At 52.7% G+C, this 20,905-nt stretch carries 16 protein-coding genes, 1 tRNA gene, 3 rRNA genes and 1 riboswitch; of the genes, 15 read left to right on the top strand and 5 right to left on the bottom strand.

All coding sequences use genetic code 11. The annotated features are described in order from the left end of the window. Positions 1–17 precede the first annotated feature (17 nt). Positions 18–118: riboswitch (TPP riboswitch) on the bottom strand. A 51-nt stretch (positions 119–169) separates the two neighbouring features. Continuing rightward, the gene (rsd, locus tag HBM92_RS22920; RefSeq protein ID WP_000934299.1) at positions 170–646 is read right to left on the bottom strand and encodes a sigma D regulator; all 477 of its coding nucleotides are present in this window, start codon (positions 644–646) and stop codon (positions 170–172) included. Positions 647–740: 94 nt separating this feature from the next. Here rsd and nudC point away from each other — a divergent pair, with 94 nt between their 5' ends. The 6 genes from nudC (at position 741) to HBM92_RS22890 (ending at position 5,099) form a co-directional block, all read left to right on the top strand. Continuing rightward, complete coding sequence (gene nudC, locus HBM92_RS22915; protein ID WP_000373936.1) at positions 741–1,514, top strand: NAD(+) diphosphatase; 774 nt, start codon at positions 741–743, stop codon at positions 1,512–1,514. A gap of 39 nt (positions 1,515–1,553) precedes the next feature. After that, positions 1,554–2,618, top strand: a complete 1,065-nt coding sequence (gene hemE, locus HBM92_RS22910) for a uroporphyrinogen decarboxylase (protein WP_000137653.1) — start codon at positions 1,554–1,556, stop codon at positions 2,616–2,618. 9 nt (positions 2,619–2,627) lie between these two features. Beyond that, positions 2,628–3,299: a deoxyribonuclease V gene (nfi, locus tag HBM92_RS22905; protein WP_000362388.1), complete on the top strand. Its 672-nt coding sequence runs from the start codon at positions 2,628–2,630 to the stop codon at positions 3,297–3,299. Positions 3,300–3,341: 42 nt separating this feature from the next. Beyond that, on the top strand, positions 3,342–3,932 hold the full coding sequence (locus tag HBM92_RS22900) for a YjaG family protein (protein WP_000941119.1): 591 nt from the start codon (positions 3,342–3,344) through the stop codon (positions 3,930–3,932). Positions 3,933–4,118: 186 nt separating this feature from the next. Next, positions 4,119–4,391 (top strand): nucleoid-associated protein HU-alpha, encoded by a 273-nt coding sequence (gene hupA / locus HBM92_RS22895; protein WP_001044513.1) that lies wholly within the window; start codon positions 4,119–4,121, stop codon positions 4,389–4,391. A 12-nt stretch (positions 4,392–4,403) separates the two neighbouring features. Continuing rightward, entirely contained in the window at positions 4,404–5,099 is a 696-nt protein-coding gene (locus HBM92_RS22890; protein WP_016265889.1) for a DUF1481 domain-containing protein, read from the top strand. Position 5,100: 1 nt separating this feature from the next. Here the strand turns inward: HBM92_RS22890 and zraP are convergent, their stop codons facing one another. Beyond that, positions 5,101–5,520 (bottom strand): zinc resistance sensor/chaperone ZraP, encoded by a 420-nt coding sequence (zraP, locus tag HBM92_RS22885; RefSeq protein ID WP_001296714.1) that lies wholly within the window; start codon positions 5,518–5,520, stop codon positions 5,101–5,103. A gap of 237 nt (positions 5,521–5,757) precedes the next feature. Between zraP and zraS the strand changes: the two genes are divergently transcribed. Together zraS and zraR are read left to right on the top strand one after the other, a co-directional pair. Next, positions 5,758–7,134: a two-component system sensor histidine kinase ZraS gene (gene zraS / locus HBM92_RS22880; RefSeq protein WP_001211898.1), complete on the top strand. Its 1,377-nt coding sequence runs from the start codon at positions 5,758–5,760 to the stop codon at positions 7,132–7,134. Continuing rightward, a complete protein-coding gene (gene zraR / locus HBM92_RS22875; protein WP_000148537.1) occupies positions 7,131–8,456 on the top strand; it encodes a sigma-54-dependent response regulator transcription factor ZraR in 1,326 nt (441 codons plus the stop codon). Before zraS ends, zraR begins: the two co-directional genes overlap by 4 nt. Here zraR and purD read toward each other — a convergent pair. Continuing rightward, positions 8,453–9,742, bottom strand: a complete 1,290-nt coding sequence (gene purD / locus HBM92_RS22870; protein ID WP_000866837.1) for a phosphoribosylamine--glycine ligase — start codon at positions 9,740–9,742, stop codon at positions 8,453–8,455. The genes zraR and purD overlap by 4 nt on opposite strands. A gap of 11 nt (positions 9,743–9,753) precedes the next feature. Then, a complete protein-coding gene (gene purH / locus HBM92_RS22865; protein ID WP_001187531.1) occupies positions 9,754–11,343 on the bottom strand; it encodes a bifunctional phosphoribosylaminoimidazolecarboxamide formyltransferase/IMP cyclohydrolase in 1,590 nt (529 codons plus the stop codon). Positions 11,344–11,959: 616 nt separating this feature from the next. On the opposite strand from purH, the gene HBM92_RS22860 reads away from it, so the two are divergent. The 5 genes from HBM92_RS22860 to HBM92_RS22840 all read left to right on the top strand — a co-directional run bounded on the left by HBM92_RS22860 (position 11,960) and on the right by HBM92_RS22840 (position 17,430). Next, positions 11,960–13,501 (top strand): 16S ribosomal RNA (locus tag HBM92_RS22860). Between the two features lie 85 nt (positions 13,502–13,586). Beyond that, positions 13,587–13,662: transfer RNA gene (locus HBM92_RS22855), tRNA-Glu, on the top strand. Positions 13,663–13,855: 193 nt separating this feature from the next. After that, positions 13,856–16,759: ribosomal RNA gene (locus HBM92_RS22850) — 23S ribosomal RNA — on the top strand. 95 nt (positions 16,760–16,854) lie between these two features. Then, positions 16,855–16,970: ribosomal RNA gene (gene rrf / locus HBM92_RS22845) — 5S ribosomal RNA — on the top strand. The 16S, 23S and 5S rRNA genes sit together here with 1 tRNA gene alongside, the layout of an rRNA operon. Before the next feature lie 76 nt (positions 16,971–17,046). Further along, positions 17,047–17,430 (top strand): YjaA family stress response protein, encoded by a 384-nt coding sequence (locus tag HBM92_RS22840; RefSeq protein ID WP_001298281.1) that lies wholly within the window; start codon positions 17,047–17,049, stop codon positions 17,428–17,430. 63 nt (positions 17,431–17,493) lie between these two features. Here the strand turns inward: HBM92_RS22840 and HBM92_RS22835 are convergent, their stop codons facing one another. Then, positions 17,494–17,937, bottom strand: coding sequence for an acetyltransferase (locus tag HBM92_RS22835; protein WP_000236965.1), 444 nt, complete (start codon positions 17,935–17,937; stop codon positions 17,494–17,496). Between the two features lie 156 nt (positions 17,938–18,093). Between HBM92_RS22835 and metA the strand changes: the two genes are divergently transcribed. Together metA and aceB are read left to right on the top strand one after the other, a co-directional pair. After that, a complete protein-coding gene (metA, locus tag HBM92_RS22830) occupies positions 18,094–19,023 on the top strand; it encodes a homoserine O-succinyltransferase (RefSeq protein ID WP_001122785.1) in 930 nt (309 codons plus the stop codon). 268 nt (positions 19,024–19,291) lie between these two features. Continuing rightward, on the top strand, positions 19,292–20,893 hold the full coding sequence (gene aceB, locus HBM92_RS22825) for a malate synthase A (RefSeq protein ID WP_000138846.1): 1,602 nt from the start codon (positions 19,292–19,294) through the stop codon (positions 20,891–20,893). Positions 20,894–20,905: the final 12 nt, after the last annotated feature.

The raw sequence follows: 20,905 nt of genomic DNA, 5'->3' as shown, positions 1-20,905 counted from the left end.
CGCAAAGGCGATGCGATAGCAGATTAACTCTTGTTCCCTTCGCAGGTATTAGCCTGATCAGGTTCCGCGGATCCCGAATAAACGGTCTCAGCCAGTTAAGGCACTCCGACAAGAAATTAGCCCCACAAACGGGGCGTTGAATGTAAATTACGCGTTAACAGCGCAGAACTCAAGCAGGATGTTTGACGCGGGCGGCGTCAAGCACCAGTAGAATCAGCTTATCTTCCAGCACAAAGCGCGCTTCCAGTGCCTCGCCGATGTCAGATAAAACCTGTTGAAACTCAAGGTAATTATCATGATCGATGGCGGTTTCCAGACTGGAATCGTAGTCATCCATAATCTGTTGAGTATTGGCTTCGAGTTGTGGCCAAATCTTCGCGGCGCGTGCGAGTTGCCCATTGCCTTCCAGCTTATGAAGAATGCGCTCATAAATACTGAAATGTCCGGCAGACAAGTAATCGACCAGGCTCTGACAAAAATCATCAAGGGCTTTTTCGTTTAGCCTCATGTACGATTCTTTGCCAGGCTTAATGCCAACCAGATTGTAGTAAGCCACGAGCAGATGCTTACGTACATGTAGCCAGCGATCAACCAGTTTGTTACTTCCTCTGACGCGCTCCGTCAGGTTATCGAGCTGGTTAAGCATGATTGACTCCGCAAGTTTGTATTCAAAAACTGCTCTGTGAGAAATGTAAAAACCATGTTAAACATGCCAGTGATGCAAAGGTAGTGCAAGAGCTATGGATCGTATAATTGAAAAATTAGATCACGGCTGGTGGGTCGTCAGCCATGAACAAAAATTATGGTTGCCGAAGGGAGAATTGCCATATGGCGAAGCGGCAAATTTCGATCTTGTGGGTCAGCGCGCACTACAAATCGGCGAATGGCAGGGGGAACCTGTTTGGTTAGTACAACTGCAGCGGCGTCACGATATGGGGTCGGTACGTCAGGTCATTGATCTCGATGTTGGGCTGTTTCAACTGGCCGGACGTGGCGTGCAACTGGCGGAGTTTTACCGATCGCATAAATACTGTGGTTACTGCGGGCATGAAATGTATCCAAGCAAAACCGAATGGGCGATGCTGTGCAGCCATTGCCGTGAGCGTTACTACCCGCAAATCGCCCCCTGCATTATTGTTGCCATCCGTCGCGATGATTCGATCCTCCTCGCCCAGCATACCCGCCATCGTAACGGTGTCCATACAGTACTTGCCGGATTCGTCGAAGTGGGTGAAACCCTCGAGCAGGCAGTCGCGCGGGAAGTGATGGAAGAGAGCGGAATTAAAGTTAAAAACTTGCGTTACGTGACCTCCCAACCGTGGCCGTTTCCTCAGTCTTTAATGACCGCGTTTATGGCGGAATATGACAGCGGCGAGATCGTGATCGACCCGAAAGAATTGCTTGAGGCGAACTGGTATCGCTATGACGATTTGCCGTTACTCCCGCCGCCCGGCACCGTAGCGCGCCGTCTGATAGAAGATACAGTGGCGATGTGTCGGGCAGAGTATGAGTGATGATACACTGACCGCCTGACGCACTAAGGAACAGCCAAAATGACCGAACTTAAAAACGATCGTTATCTGCGGGCGCTGCTGCGCCAGCCCGTTGATGTCACTCCAGTATGGATGATGCGCCAGGCGGGTCGCTATCTACCGGAATATAAAGCCACGCGCGCCCAGGCGGGCGATTTTATGTCGCTGTGCAAAAATGCCGAGCTGGCGTGCGAAGTGACTTTGCAACCGCTGCGTCGCTATCCGCTGGATGCGGCGATCCTCTTTTCCGATATCCTCACCGTGCCAGACGCGATGGGTTTAGGGCTCTATTTTGAAGCCGGAGAAGGTCCGCGTTTTACCTCGCCAGTCACCTGCAAAGCCGATGTCGATAAACTGCCAATTCCGGACCCGGAAGATGAGCTGGGTTACGTGATGAACGCGGTGCGTACCATTCGTCGCGAACTGAAAGGCGAAGTGCCGCTGATTGGTTTTTCCGGCAGCCCGTGGACGCTGGCGACCTACATGGTGGAAGGCGGCAGCAGCAAAGCGTTCACCGTGATCAAAAAAATGATGTATGCCGATCCACAGGCGCTGCACGCGCTACTCGATAAACTGGCGAAAAGCGTCACTTTGTATCTGAATGCGCAGATTAAAGCCGGTGCTCAGGCAGTCATGATTTTCGACACCTGGGGCGGCGTGCTTACCGGGCGCGATTATCAACAGTTCTCGCTCTATTACATGCATAAAATTGTTGATGGTTTACTGCGTGAAAACGACGGTCGCCGCGTACCAGTCACGCTGTTTACTAAAGGCGGTGGACAGTGGCTGGAAGCGATGGCAGAAACCGGTTGCGATGCGCTGGGCCTCGACTGGACAACGGACATCGCCGATGCGCGCCGTCGCGTGGGCAATAAAGTCGCGCTGCAGGGTAATATGGACCCGTCGATGCTGTACGCGCCGCCTGCCCGCATTGAAGAAGAAGTGGCGTCTATACTTGCCGGTTTCGGTCACGGCGAAGGCCATGTCTTTAACCTTGGTCACGGCATTCATCAGGATGTGCCGCCAGAACATGCAGGCGTGTTTGTGGAGGCAGTGCATCGCTTGTCTGAACAGTATCACCGCTAAGGAGCGATTATGGATCTCGCGTCATTACGCGCTCAACAAATTGAACTGGCTTCTTCTGTGATCCGCGAGGATCGACTCGATAAAGATCCGCCGGATCTGATCGCCGGAGCCGATGTCGGATTTGAGCAGGGCGGAGAAGTGACGCGAGCGGCGATGGTGCTGCTGAAATACCCCTCGCTTGAGCTGGTGGAGTATAAAGTGGCCCGCATCGCCACCACCATGCCTTACATTCCAGGTTTTCTCTCGTTCCGCGAATATCCTGCGCTGCTGGCAGCGTGGGAGATGCTGTCGCAAAAGCCGGATTTAGTGTTTGTCGATGGTCATGGGATCTCGCATCCTCGCCGTCTTGGCGTAGCCAGCCATTTTGGCTTATTGGTGGATGTGCCGACCATTGGCGTAGCGAAAAAACGGCTCTGCGGTAAATTCGAACCGCTCTCCAGCGAACCGGGCGCGCTGGCCCCGCTGATGGATAAAGGCGAGCAGCTGGCCTGGGTCTGGCGCAGCAAAGCGCGCTGTAACCCGTTGTTTATCGCTACCGGCCATCGGGTCAGCGTGGACAGCGCGCTGGCGTGGGTACAACGCTGCATGAAAGGCTATCGTCTGCCGGAGCCAACGCGCTGGGCGGACGCGGTGGCCTCGGAACGTCCGGCGTTCGTGCGCTATACAGCAAATCAGCCCTAATTCAGGTAAACTGCGGATAATTTCCGTATTTGAGAACTCAACATGTTACAAAACCCAATTCATCTGCGTCTGGAGCGCCTGGAAAGCTGGCAGCATGTCACTTTTATGGCCTGCTTATGCGAACGCATGTACCCCAATTACGCCGTATTCTGTCAGCAAACCGGCTTCGGCGATGGGCAGATTTACCGCCGCATTCTCGATCTCATTTGGGAAACGCTGACCGTCAAAGACGCAAAAGTAAATTTCGACAGCCAACTGGAGAAATTTGAAGAAGCGATTCCTTCAGCCGACGATTTCGATCTGTACGGCGTTTATCCGGCAATTGATGCTTGCGTGGCGTTAAGTGAACTGGTCCATTCGCGTTTAAGTGGCGAAACGCTCGAACACGCGGTGGAAGTGAGTAAGACCTCCATCACGACCGTGGCGATGCTGGAAATGACTCAGGCTGGTCGCGAAATGAGCGATGAAGAGCTCAAAGAAAACCCAGCTGTAGAGCAAGAATGGGACATTCAGTGGGAAATATTCCGACTTTTAGCTGAGTGCGAAGAACGCGATATCGAGCTGATAAAAGGCCTTAGGGCAGACCTGCGTGAGGCGGGTGAGAGCAATATTGGTATAATTTTTCAGCAATAAGACCAGAAAACGTGATTTAACGCCTGATTTGTCGTACCTGGAGTCTTCCCTTTCGCCCCCCGTCTGGTCTACATTTGGGGGGCGAAAAAAAGTGGCTATCGGTGCGTGTATGCAGGAGAGTGCTATTCTGGCATTTCCGTCGCACTCGATGCTTAGCAAGCGATAAACACATTGTAAGGATAACTTATGAACAAGACTCAACTGATTGATGTAATTGCAGAGAAAGCAGAACTGTCCAAAACCCAGGCTAAAGCTGCTCTGGAGTCCACTCTGGCTGCAATTACTGAGTCTCTGAAAGAAGGCGATGCTGTACAACTGGTTGGTTTCGGTACCTTCAAAGTGAACCACCGCGCTGAGCGTACTGGCCGCAACCCGCAGACCGGTAAAGAAATCAAAATTGCCGCAGCTAACGTACCGGCATTTGTTTCTGGCAAGGCACTGAAAGACGCAGTTAAGTAAGATTGCGTGGCAGTGAACAGTTTTATCGAAGGGGTGGTTTCACCCCTTTTGTCTTTCTGGCGTCGATCATTGATGCTGGCTGGCGCTCTGTTTCTCACTGCTTGTAGTCACAACTCTTCACTTCCTCCCTTTACCGCCAGTGGATTTGCTGAAGACCAGGGCGCGGTACGCATCTGGCGAAAAGACAGCGGCGATAATGTGCATCTGCTTGCCGTGTTTAGCCCGTGGCGCAGTGGCGATACCACGACGCGAGAGTATCGCTGGCAGGGCGATAACCTCACGCTCATCAATATCAATGTTTACAGCAAACCCCCGGTGAATATTCGCGCGCGTTTTGACGATCGCGGCGATCTGAGCTTTATGCAACGCGAATCCGATGGGGAAAAGCAGCAGCTTTCTAACGACCAAATCGATTTATACCGTTATCGTGCTGATCAGATCCGCCAGATTAGCGATGCCTTACGTCAGGGGAGAGTCGTGCTGCGCCAGGGGCGCTGGCATGCGATGGAGCAGACTGTGACCACCTGTGAAGGGCAAACCATTAAACCTGATTTAGATTCGCAGGCGATAGCGCATATCGAGCGCCGCCAGAGCCGCTCTTCTGTTGATGTCAGCGTGGCATGGCTGGAAGCGCCCGAAGGTTCGCAATTACTGTTGGTGGCAAACTCTGATTTCTGTCGCTGGCAACCCAACGAGAAAACGTTCTGATTTACCAGTGGCCCATACCCATATGACCGCCACCACCGCAGCCGCCGTAACCCATTCCGGTACCGCGCGGAATACCCGCTTCAGCCATCGCAATATCTCGTTTCACCCGTAACTCATCTAACGACTGACGCAAATTCTCCATCTCTTTGGCGACCGCGTTAATTTTGCTGCTATCCGGTGGGTTCGCGGCTAACAGGGCATTGTATTCATAACGCTTTGTCACCAGTTGCTGTTGCAGTGCGCTGCTTTGAGCGTAAAAGTCATTATGGATTTTCTGCCACGCTGTCTGTTGTTCGCTGGTCAAAGGCGCGGCATTTTGCTGCCACATACCATGTCCGCCGTGAGCAAATGCAGATGTCGATCCCATCGCCATTGCTGAAAGCGCCATCATTACCAGGGCAATTTTCGTGTTCCGTTTCATGGTTAATCCTCCAGTGGTTGTCTTACTTCGGGTATTGCATCTTCCGTGCCAACGGCGAAACGCTGATATGACGGGTAATCTGGCATGATAAACGAGTAAAAATGACTCGCCTGCTGCGGGTAGCGAGTCATTTTTACTCATTGAAACTTAAGCCTTTGTGTTACAGCTCAGGGTAAGCGCTGATAAAAGATGGCATGATTTCTGCTGTCAGAAAGGGATGGACAGGCAAAGAAGAAGATGCGTTTTATGCAACGTTCTAAAGACTCCTTAGCTAAATGGTTAAGCGCGATCCTCCCCGTGGTCATTGTTGGGCTGGTGGGGCTGTTTGCGGTGACAGTGATTCGCGATTATGGGCGCGAGACTGCCGCCGCCAGACAAACGCTGCTGGAAAAAGGCAGTGTACTTATCCGTGCTCTCGAATCCGGCTCGCGCGTCGGCATGGGGATGCGCATGCATCATGCGCAGCAGCAGGCATTACTGGAAGAAATGGCCGGGCAGCCTGGTGTACGTTGGTTTGCGGTCACGGATGAACAAGGAACAATCGTGATGCATAGCAACTCCGGCATGATGGGAAAACAGCTTTATTCCCCGCAGGAAATGCAGCAGTTACATCCGGGAGATGAAGAAGCGTGGCGGCGGATCGATAGCGCAGACGGCGAGCCTGTTCTGGAAATTTATCGCCAGTTTCAACCGATGTTTGCTGCTGGAATGCACCGGATGCGCCATATGCAGCAGTATGCCGCGACACCACAAGCAATTTTTATCGCTTTCGACGCCAGTAACATTGTGAGTGCTGAAGATCGTGAGCAGAGAAACACCCTGATTATCCTCTTCGCCCTGGCGACGGTCTTGCTGGCAAGCGTGTTGTCATTCTTCTGGTATCGCCGATATCTGCGCTCGGGCCAGCTGTTGCAGGATGAAATGAAGCGCAAAGAGAAGCTGGTGGCACTGGGGCATCTTGCGGCAGGCGTTGCCCACGAAATCCGTAACCCACTTTCCTCGATTAAAGGGCTGGCGAAATACTTTGCCGAACGCGCGCCAGCAGGGGGAGAAGCGCATCAACTGGCGCAGGTGATGGCGAAAGAAGCTGACCGTTTAAACCGCGTGGTAAGCGAGTTGCTGGAACTGGTTAAGCCAACGCATCTGGCTTTGCAGGCGGTGGAACTCAACACGCTGATTAGCCACTCATTACAGCTGGTAAGCCAGGATGCAAACAGCCGGGAGATCCAGTTACGCTTTACCGCCAACGACACATTACCGGAAATTCAGGCCGATCCGGACAGGCTGACTCAGGTCCTGTTGAATCTCTATCTCAATGCTATTCAGGCGATTGGTCAGCATGGCGTGATTAGCGTGACGGCCAGCGAAAGCGGCGCAGGCGTGAAAATCAGCGTTACCGACAGCGGTAAGGGAATTGCGGCGGATCAGCTTGAAGCCATCTTCACCCCGTACTTCACCACCAAAGCCGAAGGCACCGGACTGGGGCTGGCGGTCGTGCATAATATTGTTGAACAACACGGTGGTACAATTCAGGTCGCAAGCCAGGAGGGAAAAGGCGCAACGTTCACCCTTTGGCTTCCGGTCAATATTACGCGTAAGGACCCACAAGGATGACGCACGATAATATCGATATTCTGGTGGTGGATGATGACATTAGCCACTGCACTATTTTGCAGGCTTTGCTGCGCGGCTGGGGTTATAACGTCGCGCTGGCGAACAGCGGGCGACAGGCGCTGGAGCAGGTGCGGGAACAGGTTTTTGATCTTGTGCTTTGCGATGTACGAATGGCAGAGATGGATGGTATCGCCACGCTAAAAGAGATCAAAACATTAAACCCCGCGATTCCGGTGCTGATTATGACCGCGTACTCCAGCGTCGAGACGGCGGTAGAGGCGTTGAAAACCGGGGCGCTGGATTATCTCATCAAGCCGCTGGATTTCGATAACCTGCAGGCGACGCTGGAAAAGGCGCTCGCGCATACACACAGTGTTGACGCTGAAACGCCTGCGGTGTCTGCCAGCCAGTTCGGTATGGTCGGTAAAAGCCCGGCGATGCAACACCTGCTCAGTGAAATCGCCCTCGTCGCGCCATCGGAAGCCACGGTGCTGATCCACGGCGATTCCGGCACCGGTAAAGAGCTGGTCGCCAGGGCGATTCACGCCAGTAGCGCACGTAGCGAAAAACCGCTGGTAACGCTCAACTGCGCGGCGCTCAACGAATCCTTGCTGGAGTCTGAATTGTTCGGTCACGAAAAAGGGGCGTTTACCGGGGCCGACAAACGCCGGGAAGGGCGCTTTGTTGAGGCGGACGGCGGCACGCTGTTTCTCGATGAAATTGGCGATATCTCGCCGATGATGCAGGTTCGTCTGCTGCGTGCGATTCAGGAGCGCGAAGTTCAGCGTGTCGGCAGCAACCAGACCATCTCGGTTGATGTCCGGCTGATTGCGGCGACTCATCGCGATCTTGCCGCAGAGGTGAATGCCGGGCGTTTTCGCCAGGATCTCTACTATCGCCTGAACGTGGTGGCGATTGAAGTACCATCGCTGCGTCAGCGGCGGGAAGATATTCCTCTGCTGGCAAACCATTTTCTTCAGCGCTTTGCCGAACGTAATCGCAAGGCGGTAAAAGGCTTTACGCCCCAGGCGATGGATCTGCTGATTCATTACGACTGGCCGGGAAATATTCGTGAACTGGAAAACGCGGTGGAACGGGCGGTGGTGCTGCTGACCGGGGAATATATTTCCGAACGCGAGCTGCCGCTGGCGATTGCCAGTACGCCGATCCCGCTGGTACAAAGTCAGGATATTCAGCCGCTGGTGGAAGTCGAAAAAGAGGTGATTCTGGCGGCGCTGGAGAAAACGGGCGGCAACAAAACCGAAGCCGCCCGCCAGTTAGGGATCACGCGCAAAACGCTATTGGCAAAACTGTCGCGTTAGTTCTGCTCGCGTTCGATAGCGCGCCAGCCGATATCTTTCCGGCAGAAGCAGTCGTCCCAATGGATATCGGTCATTAAGGCATAAGCGCGTTTCTGCGCTTCTGCCACGGTATGACCCAGCGCGGTAACGCACAGTACGCGCCCGCCGCTGGTCACTACCTGCTCGTCATCCGCTAGTTTCGTGCCCGCGTGGAACACTTTGCCGTCTGCCACTTCTTCCAGCGGCAGGCCGTGGATCACATCGCCGGTGCGGTAATCGCCCGGATATCCACCCGCAGCCATCACCACGCCGAGAGAAGCGCGTTCATCCCACTCGGACGTTTTCTCGTCCAGCTTGCCTTCACAGGCCGCCAGGCAGAGCTCAACCAGATCGGACTTCATGCGCAGCATAATCGGCTGGGTTTCCGGATCGCCAAAGCGGCAGTTAAATTCAATAACCTTCGGATTGCCCTGTTTGTCGATCATCAGGCCCGCGTAGAGAAAACCAGTGTAGGTGTTGCCTTCCGCCGCCATGCCTTTCACGGTTGGCCAGATGATACGTTCCATCGTGCGCTGATGAACCTCATCGGTCACTACTGGCGCAGGGGAGTAAGCGCCCATCCCGCCGGTGTTCGGCCCGGTATCTTTATCGCCTACGCGTTTGTGATCCTGGCTGGTGGCCATCGGCAGCACATGCTCGCCGTCCACCATCACGATAAAGCTCGCTTCTTCGCCGTCGAGGAACTCTTCGATAACAATGCGATGACCCGCGTCGCCAAACGCGTTGCCCGCCAGCATGTCGCGCACGGCGGCTTCAGCTTCTTCCAGCGTCATCGCCACGATAACGCCTTTCCCGGCGGCCAGACCGTCCGCTTTAATGACGATTGGCGCGCCTTTCTCACGCAGATACGCCAGCGCAGGTTCTACCTCGGTGAAGTTCTGGTATTCCGCTGTGGGAATGTTATGGCGGGCCAGAAAGTCTTTGGTGAATGCTTTAGAACCTTCCAGTTGTGCAGCACCTGCGGTTGGGCCGAAGATTTTCAGCCCGGCGGCGCGGAAGGTATCGACTACGCCTTTCACCAGCGGCGCTTCCGGGCCAACGATGGTTAGATCTACCTTTTCGTTTTGTGCGAAATCCAGCAGCGCCGGGATATCGGTTACGCCGATAGCGACGTTCTGTAGCGCGGGTTCCAGCGCAGTGCCTGCATTACCCGGAGCAACAAAAACAGTTTCAACCAGCGGCGACTGAGCCGCTTTCCAGGCCAGCGCGTGCTCGCGCCCGCCGTTACCAATCACTAATACTTTCATCTATTGCTCCATTAATGGCGGAAGTGGCGCATGTCGGTGAAGAGCATCGCAATACCGTGCTCGTCGGCGGCGGCAATCACTTCGTCATCACGGATAGAACCGCCAGGCTGGATTACACAGGTCACACCCGCAGCGGCGGCGGCATCAATACCGTCGCGGAACGGGAAGAACGCGTCAGAAGCCATTGACGAACCTTTCACTTCCAGACCTTCATCGGCAGCTTTAATACCGGCGATTTTTGCGGAGTACACGCGGCTCATCTGGCCCGCGCCAATGCCGATGGTCATATTGTTTTTGGCATAGACAATGGCGTTGGATTTCACGAATTTCGCCACCTTCCAGCAGAACAGCGCATCACGCAGCTCCTGTTCGCTCGGCTGGCGTTTGGTGACGACGCGCAGTTCTTCCGCACCGACCATGCCCAGGTCGCGATCCTGAACCAGGAGGCCGCCGTTCACGCGTTTGAAATCAAGGCCCGGAACACGCTCGCCCCACTGACCGCAGGTCAGAACGCGTACGTTCTGTTTGGCGGCGGTGATTTTCAGAGCTTCTTCGCTGGCGGACGGCGCAATAATCACTTCGACAAACTGACGAGAAATGATGGCCTGTGCGGTTTCCGCATCCAGCTCGCGGTTAAAGGCGATAATGCCGCCGAACGCGGAGGTTGGGTCGGTTTTGTACGCGCGATCGTAAGCATCAAGAATGGAATGGCCGATAGCAACGCCGCAAGGGTTGGCGTGCTTCACAATCACACATGCCGGCTCGGCGAACTCTTTCACGCACTCCAGCGCCGCATCGGTATCGGCGATGTTGTTATAAGAGAGGGCTTTACCCTGAACCTGGGTTGCGGTAGCAACGGAGGCTTCTTTCACATTCTCTTCTATATAGAAGGCAGCCTGCTGGTGGCTGTTCTCGCCGTAACGCATATCCTGCTTCTTAATGAAGTTCAGGTTCAGCGTGCGTGGGAAGCGACCGGCGGCTTCTTTGCTTTCACCGTGGTAAGCCGGAACCATGCTGCCGAAGTAGTTGGCAATCATGCTGTCGTAGGCGGCGGTATGTTCAAAGGCTTTGATGGCAAGGTCGAAACGGGTTGCAAGCGTCAGCGATCCTTCGTTGGCATCCATCTCTTTAATAATGGCGTCGTAGTCGCTGCTCTTCACCACGATTGCGACATCTTTATGGTTCTTGGCGGCGGAGCGCACCATCGTTGGGCCGCCGATATCGATGTTCTCTACCGCATCTTCCAGCGAGCAGCCTTCACGAGCAACGGTCTGGGCGAACGGATACAGGTTAACAACCACCATATCGATAGGCAGGATCTGATGTTCTTCCATAATGGCATCGTCCAGGCCGCGACGGCCCAGAATGCCACCATGTACTTTCGGATGCAGGGTCTTCACGCGTCCATCCATCATCTCCGGGAAACCGGTGTAATCGGAAACTTCGGTTACCGGCAGACCTTTTTCTGCTAACAGACGGGCTGTGCCCCCTGTAGACAGCAGCTCCACACCGCGTGCGGAAAGTGCCTGGGCGAATTCGACGATACCGGCTTTGTCAGAAACACTGAGCAGAGCGCGGCGGACTGGACGACGTTGTTGCATGGTAAATCCCCTGGATTTGACTATTACAGAGAGCGTTAGCTGAATTTTTCGCGAAAAACTCAGCTAACGCCCCTAACGGGGCATCCTTATTTTTCGCCCGCATTGTAACGAAAACGTTTGCGCAACGCTCGCGAATTTTTCTCTTTCAATGGTGATCACAATTTTGACAGTGGCTACCGTGGGAAAAATACAGAAATTACATTGATGATTGTGGATAACTCTGTGCGTAAAAAGGTATAAAGCGGGGTTTTGCTGGGGAATGCAGCAGTCAGTCATTTTTATGCAATTTTTCTATTGCGGCCTGCGGAGAACTCCCTATAATGCGCCTCCATCGACACGGCGGATGTGAATCACTTCACACAAACAGCCGGTTCGGTTGAAGAGAAAAATCCTGAAATTCAGGGTTGACTCTGAAAGAGGAAAGCGTAATATACGCCACCTCGCGACAGTGAGCTGAAAGCCGCGTCGCAACTGCTCTTTAACAATTTATCAGACAATCTGTGTGGGCACTCGAAGATACGGATTCTTGACGTCGCAAGACGAAAAATGAATACCAAGTCTCAGGAGTGAACACGTAATTCATTACGAAGTTTAATTCTTTGAGCATCAAACTTTTAAATTGAAGAGTTTGATCATGGCTCAGATTGAACGCTGGCGGCAGGCCTAACACATGCAAGTCGAACGGTAACAGGAAGCAGCTTGCTGCTTTGCTGACGAGTGGCGGACGGGTGAGTAATGTCTGGGAAACTGCCTGATGGAGGGGGATAACTACTGGAAACGGTAGCTAATACCGCATAACGTCGCAAGACCAAAGAGGGGGACCTTCGGGCCTCTTGCCATCGGATGTGCCCAGATGGGATTAGCTAGTAGGTGGGGTAAAGGCTCACCTAGGCGACGATCCCTAGCTGGTCTGAGAGGATGACCAGCCACACTGGAACTGAGACACGGTCCAGACTCCTACGGGAGGCAGCAGTGGGGAATATTGCACAATGGGCGCAAGCCTGATGCAGCCATGCCGCGTGTATGAAGAAGGCCTTCGGGTTGTAAAGTACTTTCAGCGGGGAGGAAGGGAGTAAAGTTAATACCTTTGCTCATTGACGTTACCCGCAGAAGAAGCACCGGCTAACTCCGTGCCAGCAGCCGCGGTAATACGGAGGGTGCAAGCGTTAATCGGAATTACTGGGCGTAAAGCGCACGCAGGCGGTTTGTTAAGTCAGATGTGAAATCCCCGGGCTCAACCTGGGAACTGCATCTGATACTGGCAAGCTTGAGTCTCGTAGAGGGGGGTAGAATTCCAGGTGTAGCGGTGAAATGCGTAGAGATCTGGAGGAATACCGGTGGCGAAGGCGGCCCCCTGGACGAAGACTGACGCTCAGGTGCGAAAGCGTGGGGAGCAAACAGGATTAGATACCCTGGTAGTCCACGCCGTAAACGATGTCGACTTGGAGGTTGTGCCCTTGAGGCGTGGCTTCCGGAGCTAACGCGTTAAGTCGACCGCCTGGGGAGTACGGCCGCAAGGTTAAAACTCAAATGAATTGACGGGGGCCCGCACAAGCGGTGGAGCATGTGGTTTAATTCGATGCAACGCGAAGAACCTTACCTGGTCTTGACATCCACGGAAGTTTTCAGAGATGAGAATGTGCCTTCGGGAACCGTGAGACAGGTGCTGCATGGCTGTCGTCAGCTCGTGTTGTGAAATGTTGGGTTAAGTCCCGCAACGAGCGCAACCCTTATCCTTTGTTGCCAGCGGTCCGGCCGGGAACTCAAAGGAGACTGCCAGTGATAAACTGGAGGAAGGTGGGGATGACGTCAAGTCATCATGGCCCTTACGACCAGGGCTACACACGTGCTACAATGGCGCATACAAAGAGAAGCGACCTCGCGAGAGCAAGCGGACCTCATAAAGTGCGTCGTAGTCCGGATTGGAGTCTGCAACTCGACTCCATGAAGTCGGAATCGCTAGTAATCGTGGATCAGAATGCCACGGTGAATACGTTCCCGGGCCTTGTACACACCGCCCGTCACACCATGGGAGTGGGTTGCAAAAGAAGTAGGTAGCTTAACCTTCGGGAGGGCGCTTACCACTTTGTGATTCATGACTGGGGTGAAGTCGTAACAAGGTAACCGTAGGGGAACCTGCGGTTGGATCACCTCCTTACCTTAAAGAAGCGTACTTTGCAGTGCTCACACAGATTGTCTGATAGAAAGTGAAAAGCAAGGCGTCTTGCGAAGCAGACTGACACGTCCCCTTCGTCTAGAGGCCCAGGACACCGCCCTTTCACGGCGGTAACAGGGGTTCGAATCCCCTAGGGGACGCCACTTGCTGGTTTGTGAGTGAAAGTCACCTGCCTTAATATCTCAAAACTCATCTTCGGGTGATGTTTGAGATATTTGCTCTTTAAAAATCTGGATCAAGCTGAAAATTGAAACACTGAACAACGAGAGTTGTTCGTGAGTCTCTCAAATTTTCGCAACACGATGATGAATCGCAAGAAACATCTTCGGGTTGTGAGGTTAAGCGACTAAGCGTACACGGTGGATGCCCTGGCAGTCAGAGGCGATGAAGGACGTGCTAATCTGCGATAAGCGTCGGTGAGGTGATATGAACCGTTATAACCGGCGATTTCCGAATGGGGAAACCCAGTGTGTTTCGACACACTATCATTAACTGAATCCATAGGTTAATGAGGCGAACCGGGGGAACTGAAACATCTAAGTACCCCGAGGAAAAGAAATCAACCGAGATTCCCCCAGTAGCGGCGAGCGAACGGGGAGGAGCCCAGAGCCTGAATCAGTGTGTGTGTTAGTGGAAGCGTCTGGAAAGGCGTGCGATACAGGGTGACAGCCCCGTACACAAAAATGCACATATTGTGAGCTCGATGAGTAGGGCGGGACACGTGGTATCCTGTCTGAATATGGGGGGACCATCCTCCAAGGCTAAATACTCCTGACTGACCGATAGTGAACCAGTACCGTGAGGGAAAGGCGAAAAGAACCCCGGCGAGGGGAGTGAAAAAGAACCTGAAACCGTGTACGTACAAGCAGTGGGAGCCTCTTAATGGGGTGACTGCGTACCTTTTGTATAATGGGTCAGCGACTTATATTCTGTAGCAAGGTTAACCGAATAGGGGAGCCGAAGGGAAACCGAGTCTTAACTGGGCGTTAAGTTGCAGGGTATAGACCCGAAACCCGGTGATCTAGCCATGGGCAGGTTGAAGGTTGGGTAACACTAACTGGAGGACCGAACCGACTAATGTTGAAAAATTAGCGGATGACTTGTGGCTGGGGGTGAAAGGCCAATCAAACCGGGAGATAGCTGGTTCTCCCCGAAAGCTATTTAGGTAGCGCCTCGTGAATTCATCTCCGGGGGTAGAGCACTGTTTCGGCAAGGGGGTCATCCCGACTTACCAACCCGATGCAAACTGCGAATACCGGAGAATGTTATCACGGGAGACACACGGCGGGTGCTAACGTCCGTCGTGAAGAGGGAAACAACCCAGACCGCCAGCTAAGGTCCCAAAGTCATGGTTAAGTGGGAAACGATGTGGGAAGGCCCAGACAGCCAGGATGTTGGCTTAGAAGCAGCCATCATTTAAAGAAAGCGTAATAGCTCACTGGTCGAGTCGGCCTGCGCGGAAGATGTAACGGGGCTAAACCATGCACCGAAGCTGCGGCAGCGACACTATGTGTTGTTGGGTAGGGGAGCGTTCTGTAAGCCTGTGAAGGTGGCCTGTGAGGGTTGCTGGAGGTATCAGAAGTGCGAATGCTGACATAAGTAACGATAAAGCGGGTGAAAAGCCCGCTCGCCGGAAGACCAAGGGTTCCTGTCCAACGTTAATCGGGGCAGGGTGAGTCGACCCCTAAGGCGAGGCCGAAAGGCGTAGTCGATGGGAAACAGGTTAATATTCCTGTACTTGGTGTTACTGCGAAGGGGGGACGGAGAAGGCTATGTTGGCCGGGCGACGGTTGTCCCGGTTTAAGCGTGTAGGCTGGTTTTCCAGGCAAATCCGGAAAACCAAGGCTGAGGCGTGATGACGAGGCACTACGGTGCTGAAGCGACAAATGCCCTGCTTCCAGGAAAAGCCTCTAAGCATCAGGTAACATCAAATCGTACCCAAAACCGACACAGGTGGTCAGGTAGAGAATACCAAGGCGCTTGAGAGAACTCGGGTGAAGGAACTAGGCAAAATGGTGCCGTAACTTCGGGAGAAGGCACGCTGATATGTAGGTGAAGCGACTTGCTCGTGGAGCTGAAATCAGTCGAAGATACCAGCTGGCTGCAACTGTTTATTAAAAACACAGCACTGTGCAAACACGAAAGTGGACGTATACGGTGTGACGCCTGCCCGGTGCCGGAAGGTTAATTGATGGGGTTAGCGGTAACGCGAAGCTCTTGATCGAAGCCCCGGTAAACGGCGGCCGTAACTATAACGGTCCTAAGGTAGCGAAATTCCTTGTCGGGTAAGTTCCGACCTGCACGAATGGCGTAATGATGGCCAGGCTGTCTCCACCCGAGACTCAGTGAAATTGAACTCGCTGTGAAGATGCAGTGTACCCGCGGCAAGACGGAAAGACCCCGTGAACCTTTACTATAGCTTGACACTGAACATTGAGCCTTGATGTGTAGGATAGGTGGGAGGCTTTGAAGTGTGGACGCCAGTCTGCATGGAGCCGACCTTGAAATACCACCCTTTAATGTTTGATGTTCTAACGTTGGCCCGTAATCCGGGTTGCGGACAGTGTCTGGTGGGTAGTTTGACTGGGGCGGTCTCCTCCTAAAGAGTAACGGAGGAGCACGAAGGTTGGCTAATCCTGGTCGGACATCAGGAGGTTAGTGCAATGGCATAAGCCAGCTTGACTGCGAGCGTGACGGCGCGAGCAGGTGCGAAAGCAGGTCATAGTGATCCGGTGGTTCTGAATGGAAGGGCCATCGCTCAACGGATAAAAGGTACTCCGGGGATAACAGGCTGATACCGCCCAAGAGTTCATATCGACGGCGGTGTTTGGCACCTCGATGTCGGCTCATCACATCCTGGGGCTGAAGTAGGTCCCAAGGGTATGGCTGTTCGCCATTTAAAGTGGTACGCGAGCTGGGTTTAGAACGTCGTGAGACAGTTCGGTCCCTATCTGCCGTGGGCGCTGGAGAACTGAGGGGGGCTGCTCCTAGTACGAGAGGACCGGAGTGGACGCATCACTGGTGTTCGGGTTGTCATGCCAATGGCACTGCCCGGTAGCTAAATGCGGAAGAGATAAGTGCTGAAAGCATCTAAGCACGAAACTTGCCCCGAGATGAGTTCTCCCTGACTCCTTGAGGGTCCTGAAGGAACGTTGAAGACGACGACGTTGATAGGCCGGGTGTGTAAGCGCAGCGATGCGTTGAGCTAACCGGTACTAATGAACCGTGAGGCTTAACCTTACAACGCCGAAGATGTTTTGGCGGATGAGAGAAGATTTTCAGCCTGATACAGATTAGATTAACCGGCGACAAGCGGGTTAATGAAACAGAATTTGCCTGGCGGCCTTAGCGCGGTGGTCCCACCTGACCCCATGCCGAACTCAGAAGTGAAACGCCGTAGCGCCGATGGTAGTGTGGGGTCTCCCCATGCGAGAGTAGGGAACTGCCAGGCATCAAATTAGAAAAACCCCGGTCAATAAGGCCGGGGTTTTTTGCATATCAATTATTTGCATGATGAAGGGAATCTCATGTCAGTTCTGTATATCCAAATTCGTCGTAATCAAATTACTGTTCGCGATCTTGAAAGCAAACGTGAAGTGTCAGGAGATGCTGCCTTCAGTAACCAGCGCCTGTTAATCGCCAATTTCTTTGTTGCAGAAAAAGTTCTGCAAGATCTTGTTCTGCAACTCCACCCACGTTCAACCTGGCATTCTTTTTTGCCAGCAAAACGTATGGATATTGTTGTGAGCGCGCTGGAAATGAATGAGGGCGGTTTGTCACAGGTTGAGGAACGCATTCTTCATGAAGTGGTCGCAGGGGCAACGTTAATGAAATATCGCCAGTTCCACATCCATGCGCAATCAGTGGTACTCAGTGATAGTGCGGTCCTGGCAATGTTTAAGCAGAAATAATCATGTCACCATTGGTGGGTACGAAACCTAAAGTTCAGCCCACCGGGATGAGAAAAAAACCGCCTACACCCCCACATATGCCAGATTCAGCAACGGATACGGTTTCCCCAAATCGTCCACCTCAGAGCGTTCCGTAACCTTAAAGCCCACCTTCTTATAGAACCCAACCGCCTGCTCATTTTGCTCATTAACATTGGTTGTCAGTTCCGGGGCCATTGAGAGCGCATGCTTCACCAGCATCCGGCCCACGCCGCAGCCGCGCACATCAGGATCGATAAACAGCGCATCCATATGCTGCCCACTTAACAACATAAACCCAACCGGCTGATCCCGCTCATTAACCGCGACCCACAACGGTGCTTCCGGCAGAAAGGAATGCACCAGCTCTTCCAGCTCGGCCCGATACTCTGCTGATAAAAAATCGTGAGTGGCATCGACAGAACGACACCAAATCGCAACGAGTTCCTCCCCCTCCTCATGCCGTGAGCGGCGAATACTAATAACCATTTTCTCTCCTTTTCGTCATTCTTATATTCTAACGTAGCCTTTTCCTTGAAACTTTCTCACCTTCAACATGCAGGCTCGACATTGGTAAATTTTCTGGTTATCTTCAGCTATCTGGATGTCTAAACGTATAAGCGTATATAGTGAGGTAATCAGGTTATGCCGATTCGTGTGCCGGACGAGCTACCCGCCGTCAATTTCTTGCGTGAAGAAAACGTCTTTGTGATGACAACTTCTCGCGCGTCTGGTCAGGAAATTCGTCCGCTAAAGGTGCTTATCCTTAACCTGATGCCGAAGAAGATCGAAACTGAAAATCAGTTTCTGCGCCTGCTTTCAAACTCACCTTTGCAGGTCGATATTCAGCTTTTGCGCATCGATTCCCGTGAATCGCGCAACACGCCCGCAGAGCATCTGAATAACTTCTACTGTAACTTTGAAGATATTCAGGAACAAAACTTTGACGGTCTGATAGTTACCGGCGCGCCACTGGGCCTGGTGGAGTTTAATGATGTCGCTTACTGGCCGCAGATCAAACAGGTGCTGGAGTGGTCGAAAGATCACGTCACCTCGACGCTGTTTGTCTGCTGGGCTGTACAGGCCGCGCTCAATATCCTCTATGGTATTCCTAAGCAAACCCGCACCGACAAACTCTCTGGCGTTTACGAGCATCATATTCTCCATCCTCATGCGCTTCTGACGCGTGGCTTTGATGATTCATTCCTGGCACCGCATTCGCGCTATGCTGACTTTCCGGCAGCGTTGATTCGTGATTATACCGATCTGGAAATTCTGGCAGAGACGGAAGAAGGGGATGCATATCTGTTTGCCAGCAAAGATAAGCGCATTGCCTTTGTGACGGGCCATCCCGAATATGATGCGCAAACGCTGGCGCAGGAATATTTCCGCGATGTGGAAGCCGGGCTAGACCCGGATGTACCGTATAACTATTTCCCGCACAATGATCCGCAAAATACACCGCGAGCGAGCTGGCGTAGTCACGGTAATTTGCTGTTTACCAACTGGCTCAACTATTACGTCTACCAGATCACGCCATATGATCTACGGCACATGAATCCAACGCTGGATTAATCTTCTGTGATAGTCGATCGTTAAGCGATTCAGCACCTTACCTCAGGCACCTTCGGGTGCCTTTTTTATTTCCGAAACACACCTCAGTAAGTGAATAAATTTTATTTATATTGTTATCAATAAGTTAACATGTATTTTTAATTAAAATGGAAATTGTTTTTGATTTTGCATTTTAAATGAGTAGTCTTAGTTGTGCTGAACGAAAAGCGCACAACGATCCTTCGTTCACAGTGGGGAAGTTTTCGGATCCATGACGAGGAGCTGCACGATGACTGAACAGGCAACAACAATCGATGAACTGGCTTTTACAAGGCCGTATGGCGAGCAGGAGAAGCAAATTCTTACTGCCGAAGCGGTAGAATTTCTGACTGAGCTGGTGACGCATTTTACGCCACAACGCAATAAACTTCTGGCAGCGCGTATTCAGCAGCAGCAGGATATCGATAACGGAATGTTGCCTGATTTTATTTCGGAAACAGCTTCCATTCGTTATGCTGACTGGAAAATTCGCGGGATTCCTTCGGACTTAGAAGATCGTCGCGTAGAGATTACCGGACCTGTAGAGCGCAAGATGGTGATCAACGCGCTCAACGCCAATGTGAAAGTCTTTATGGCCGATTTCGAAGATTCACTGGCACCAGACTGGAACAAAGTGATCGATGGGCAAATTAACCTGCGCGATGCGGTTAACGGCACCATCAGCTATAGCAATGAAGCAGGCAAAATTTATCAGCTCAAGCCCAATCCAGCGGTTTTGATTTGTCGGGTACGCGGTCTGCACTTGCCGGAAAAACATGTCACCTGGCGTGGTGAGACAATCCCCGGTAGCCTGTTTGATTTTGCGCTCTATTTCTTCCACAACTATCAGGCACTGTTGGCAAAGGGCAGCGGTCCCTATTTCTATCTGCCGAAAACCCAGTCCTGGCAGGAAGCGGCCTGGTGGAGCGAAGTCTTCAGCTATGCAGAAGATCGCTTTAATCTGCCGCGCGGCACCATCAAGGCGACGTTGCTGATTGAAACGCTGCCCGCCGTGTTCCAGATGGATGAAATCCTTCACGCGCTGCGTGACCATATTGTTGGTCTGAACTGCGGTCGTTGGGATTACATCTTCAGTTATATCAAAACATTGAAAAACTATCCCGATCGCGTCCTGCCAGACAGACAGGCAGTGACGATGGATAAACCCTTCCTGAATGCTTACTCACGCCTGTTGATTAAAACCTGCCATAAACGCGGTGCTTTTGCGATGGGCGGCATGGCGGCGTTTATTCCGAGCAAAGATGAAGAGCGCAATAACCAGGTGCTCGACAAAGTAAAAGCGGATAAATCGCTGGAAGCCAATAACGGTCACGATGGCACATGGATCGCTCACCCGGGCCTTGCTGATACGGCAATGGCGGTATTCAACGATATTCTCGGCTCCCGCAAAAACCAGCTTGAGGTGATGCGCGAACAAGACGCGCCGATTACTGCCGATCAGCTGCTGGCACCTTGTGCTGGTGAACGCACCGAAGAAGGTATGCGCGCCAACATTCGCGTGGCTGTGCAGTACATCGAAGCGTGGATCTCTGGCAATGGCTGTGTGCCGATTTATGGCCTGATGGAAGATGCGGCGACGGCTGAAATTTCCCGTACCTCAATCTGGCAGTGGATCCATCATCAAAAAACGTTGAGCAATGGCAAACCGGTGACTAAAGCCTTGTTCCGCCAGATGCTGGGCGAAGAGATGAAAGTCATTGCCAGCGAACTGGGCGAAGAACGTTTCTCCCATGGGCGTTTTGACGATGCCGCACGCTTGATGGAACAGATCACCACTTCCGATGAGTTAATTGATTTCCTGACCCTGCCAGGCTACCGCCTGTTAGCGTAAACCACCACATAA

The organism is Escherichia sp. E.sYA108 (assembly GCF_011754335.1).
In the GTDB taxonomy this organism is placed as follows: domain Bacteria; phylum Pseudomonadota; class Gammaproteobacteria; order Enterobacterales; family Enterobacteriaceae; genus Escherichia; species Escherichia coli.
This window is presented reverse-complemented; position numbering and strand designations above follow the sequence as displayed.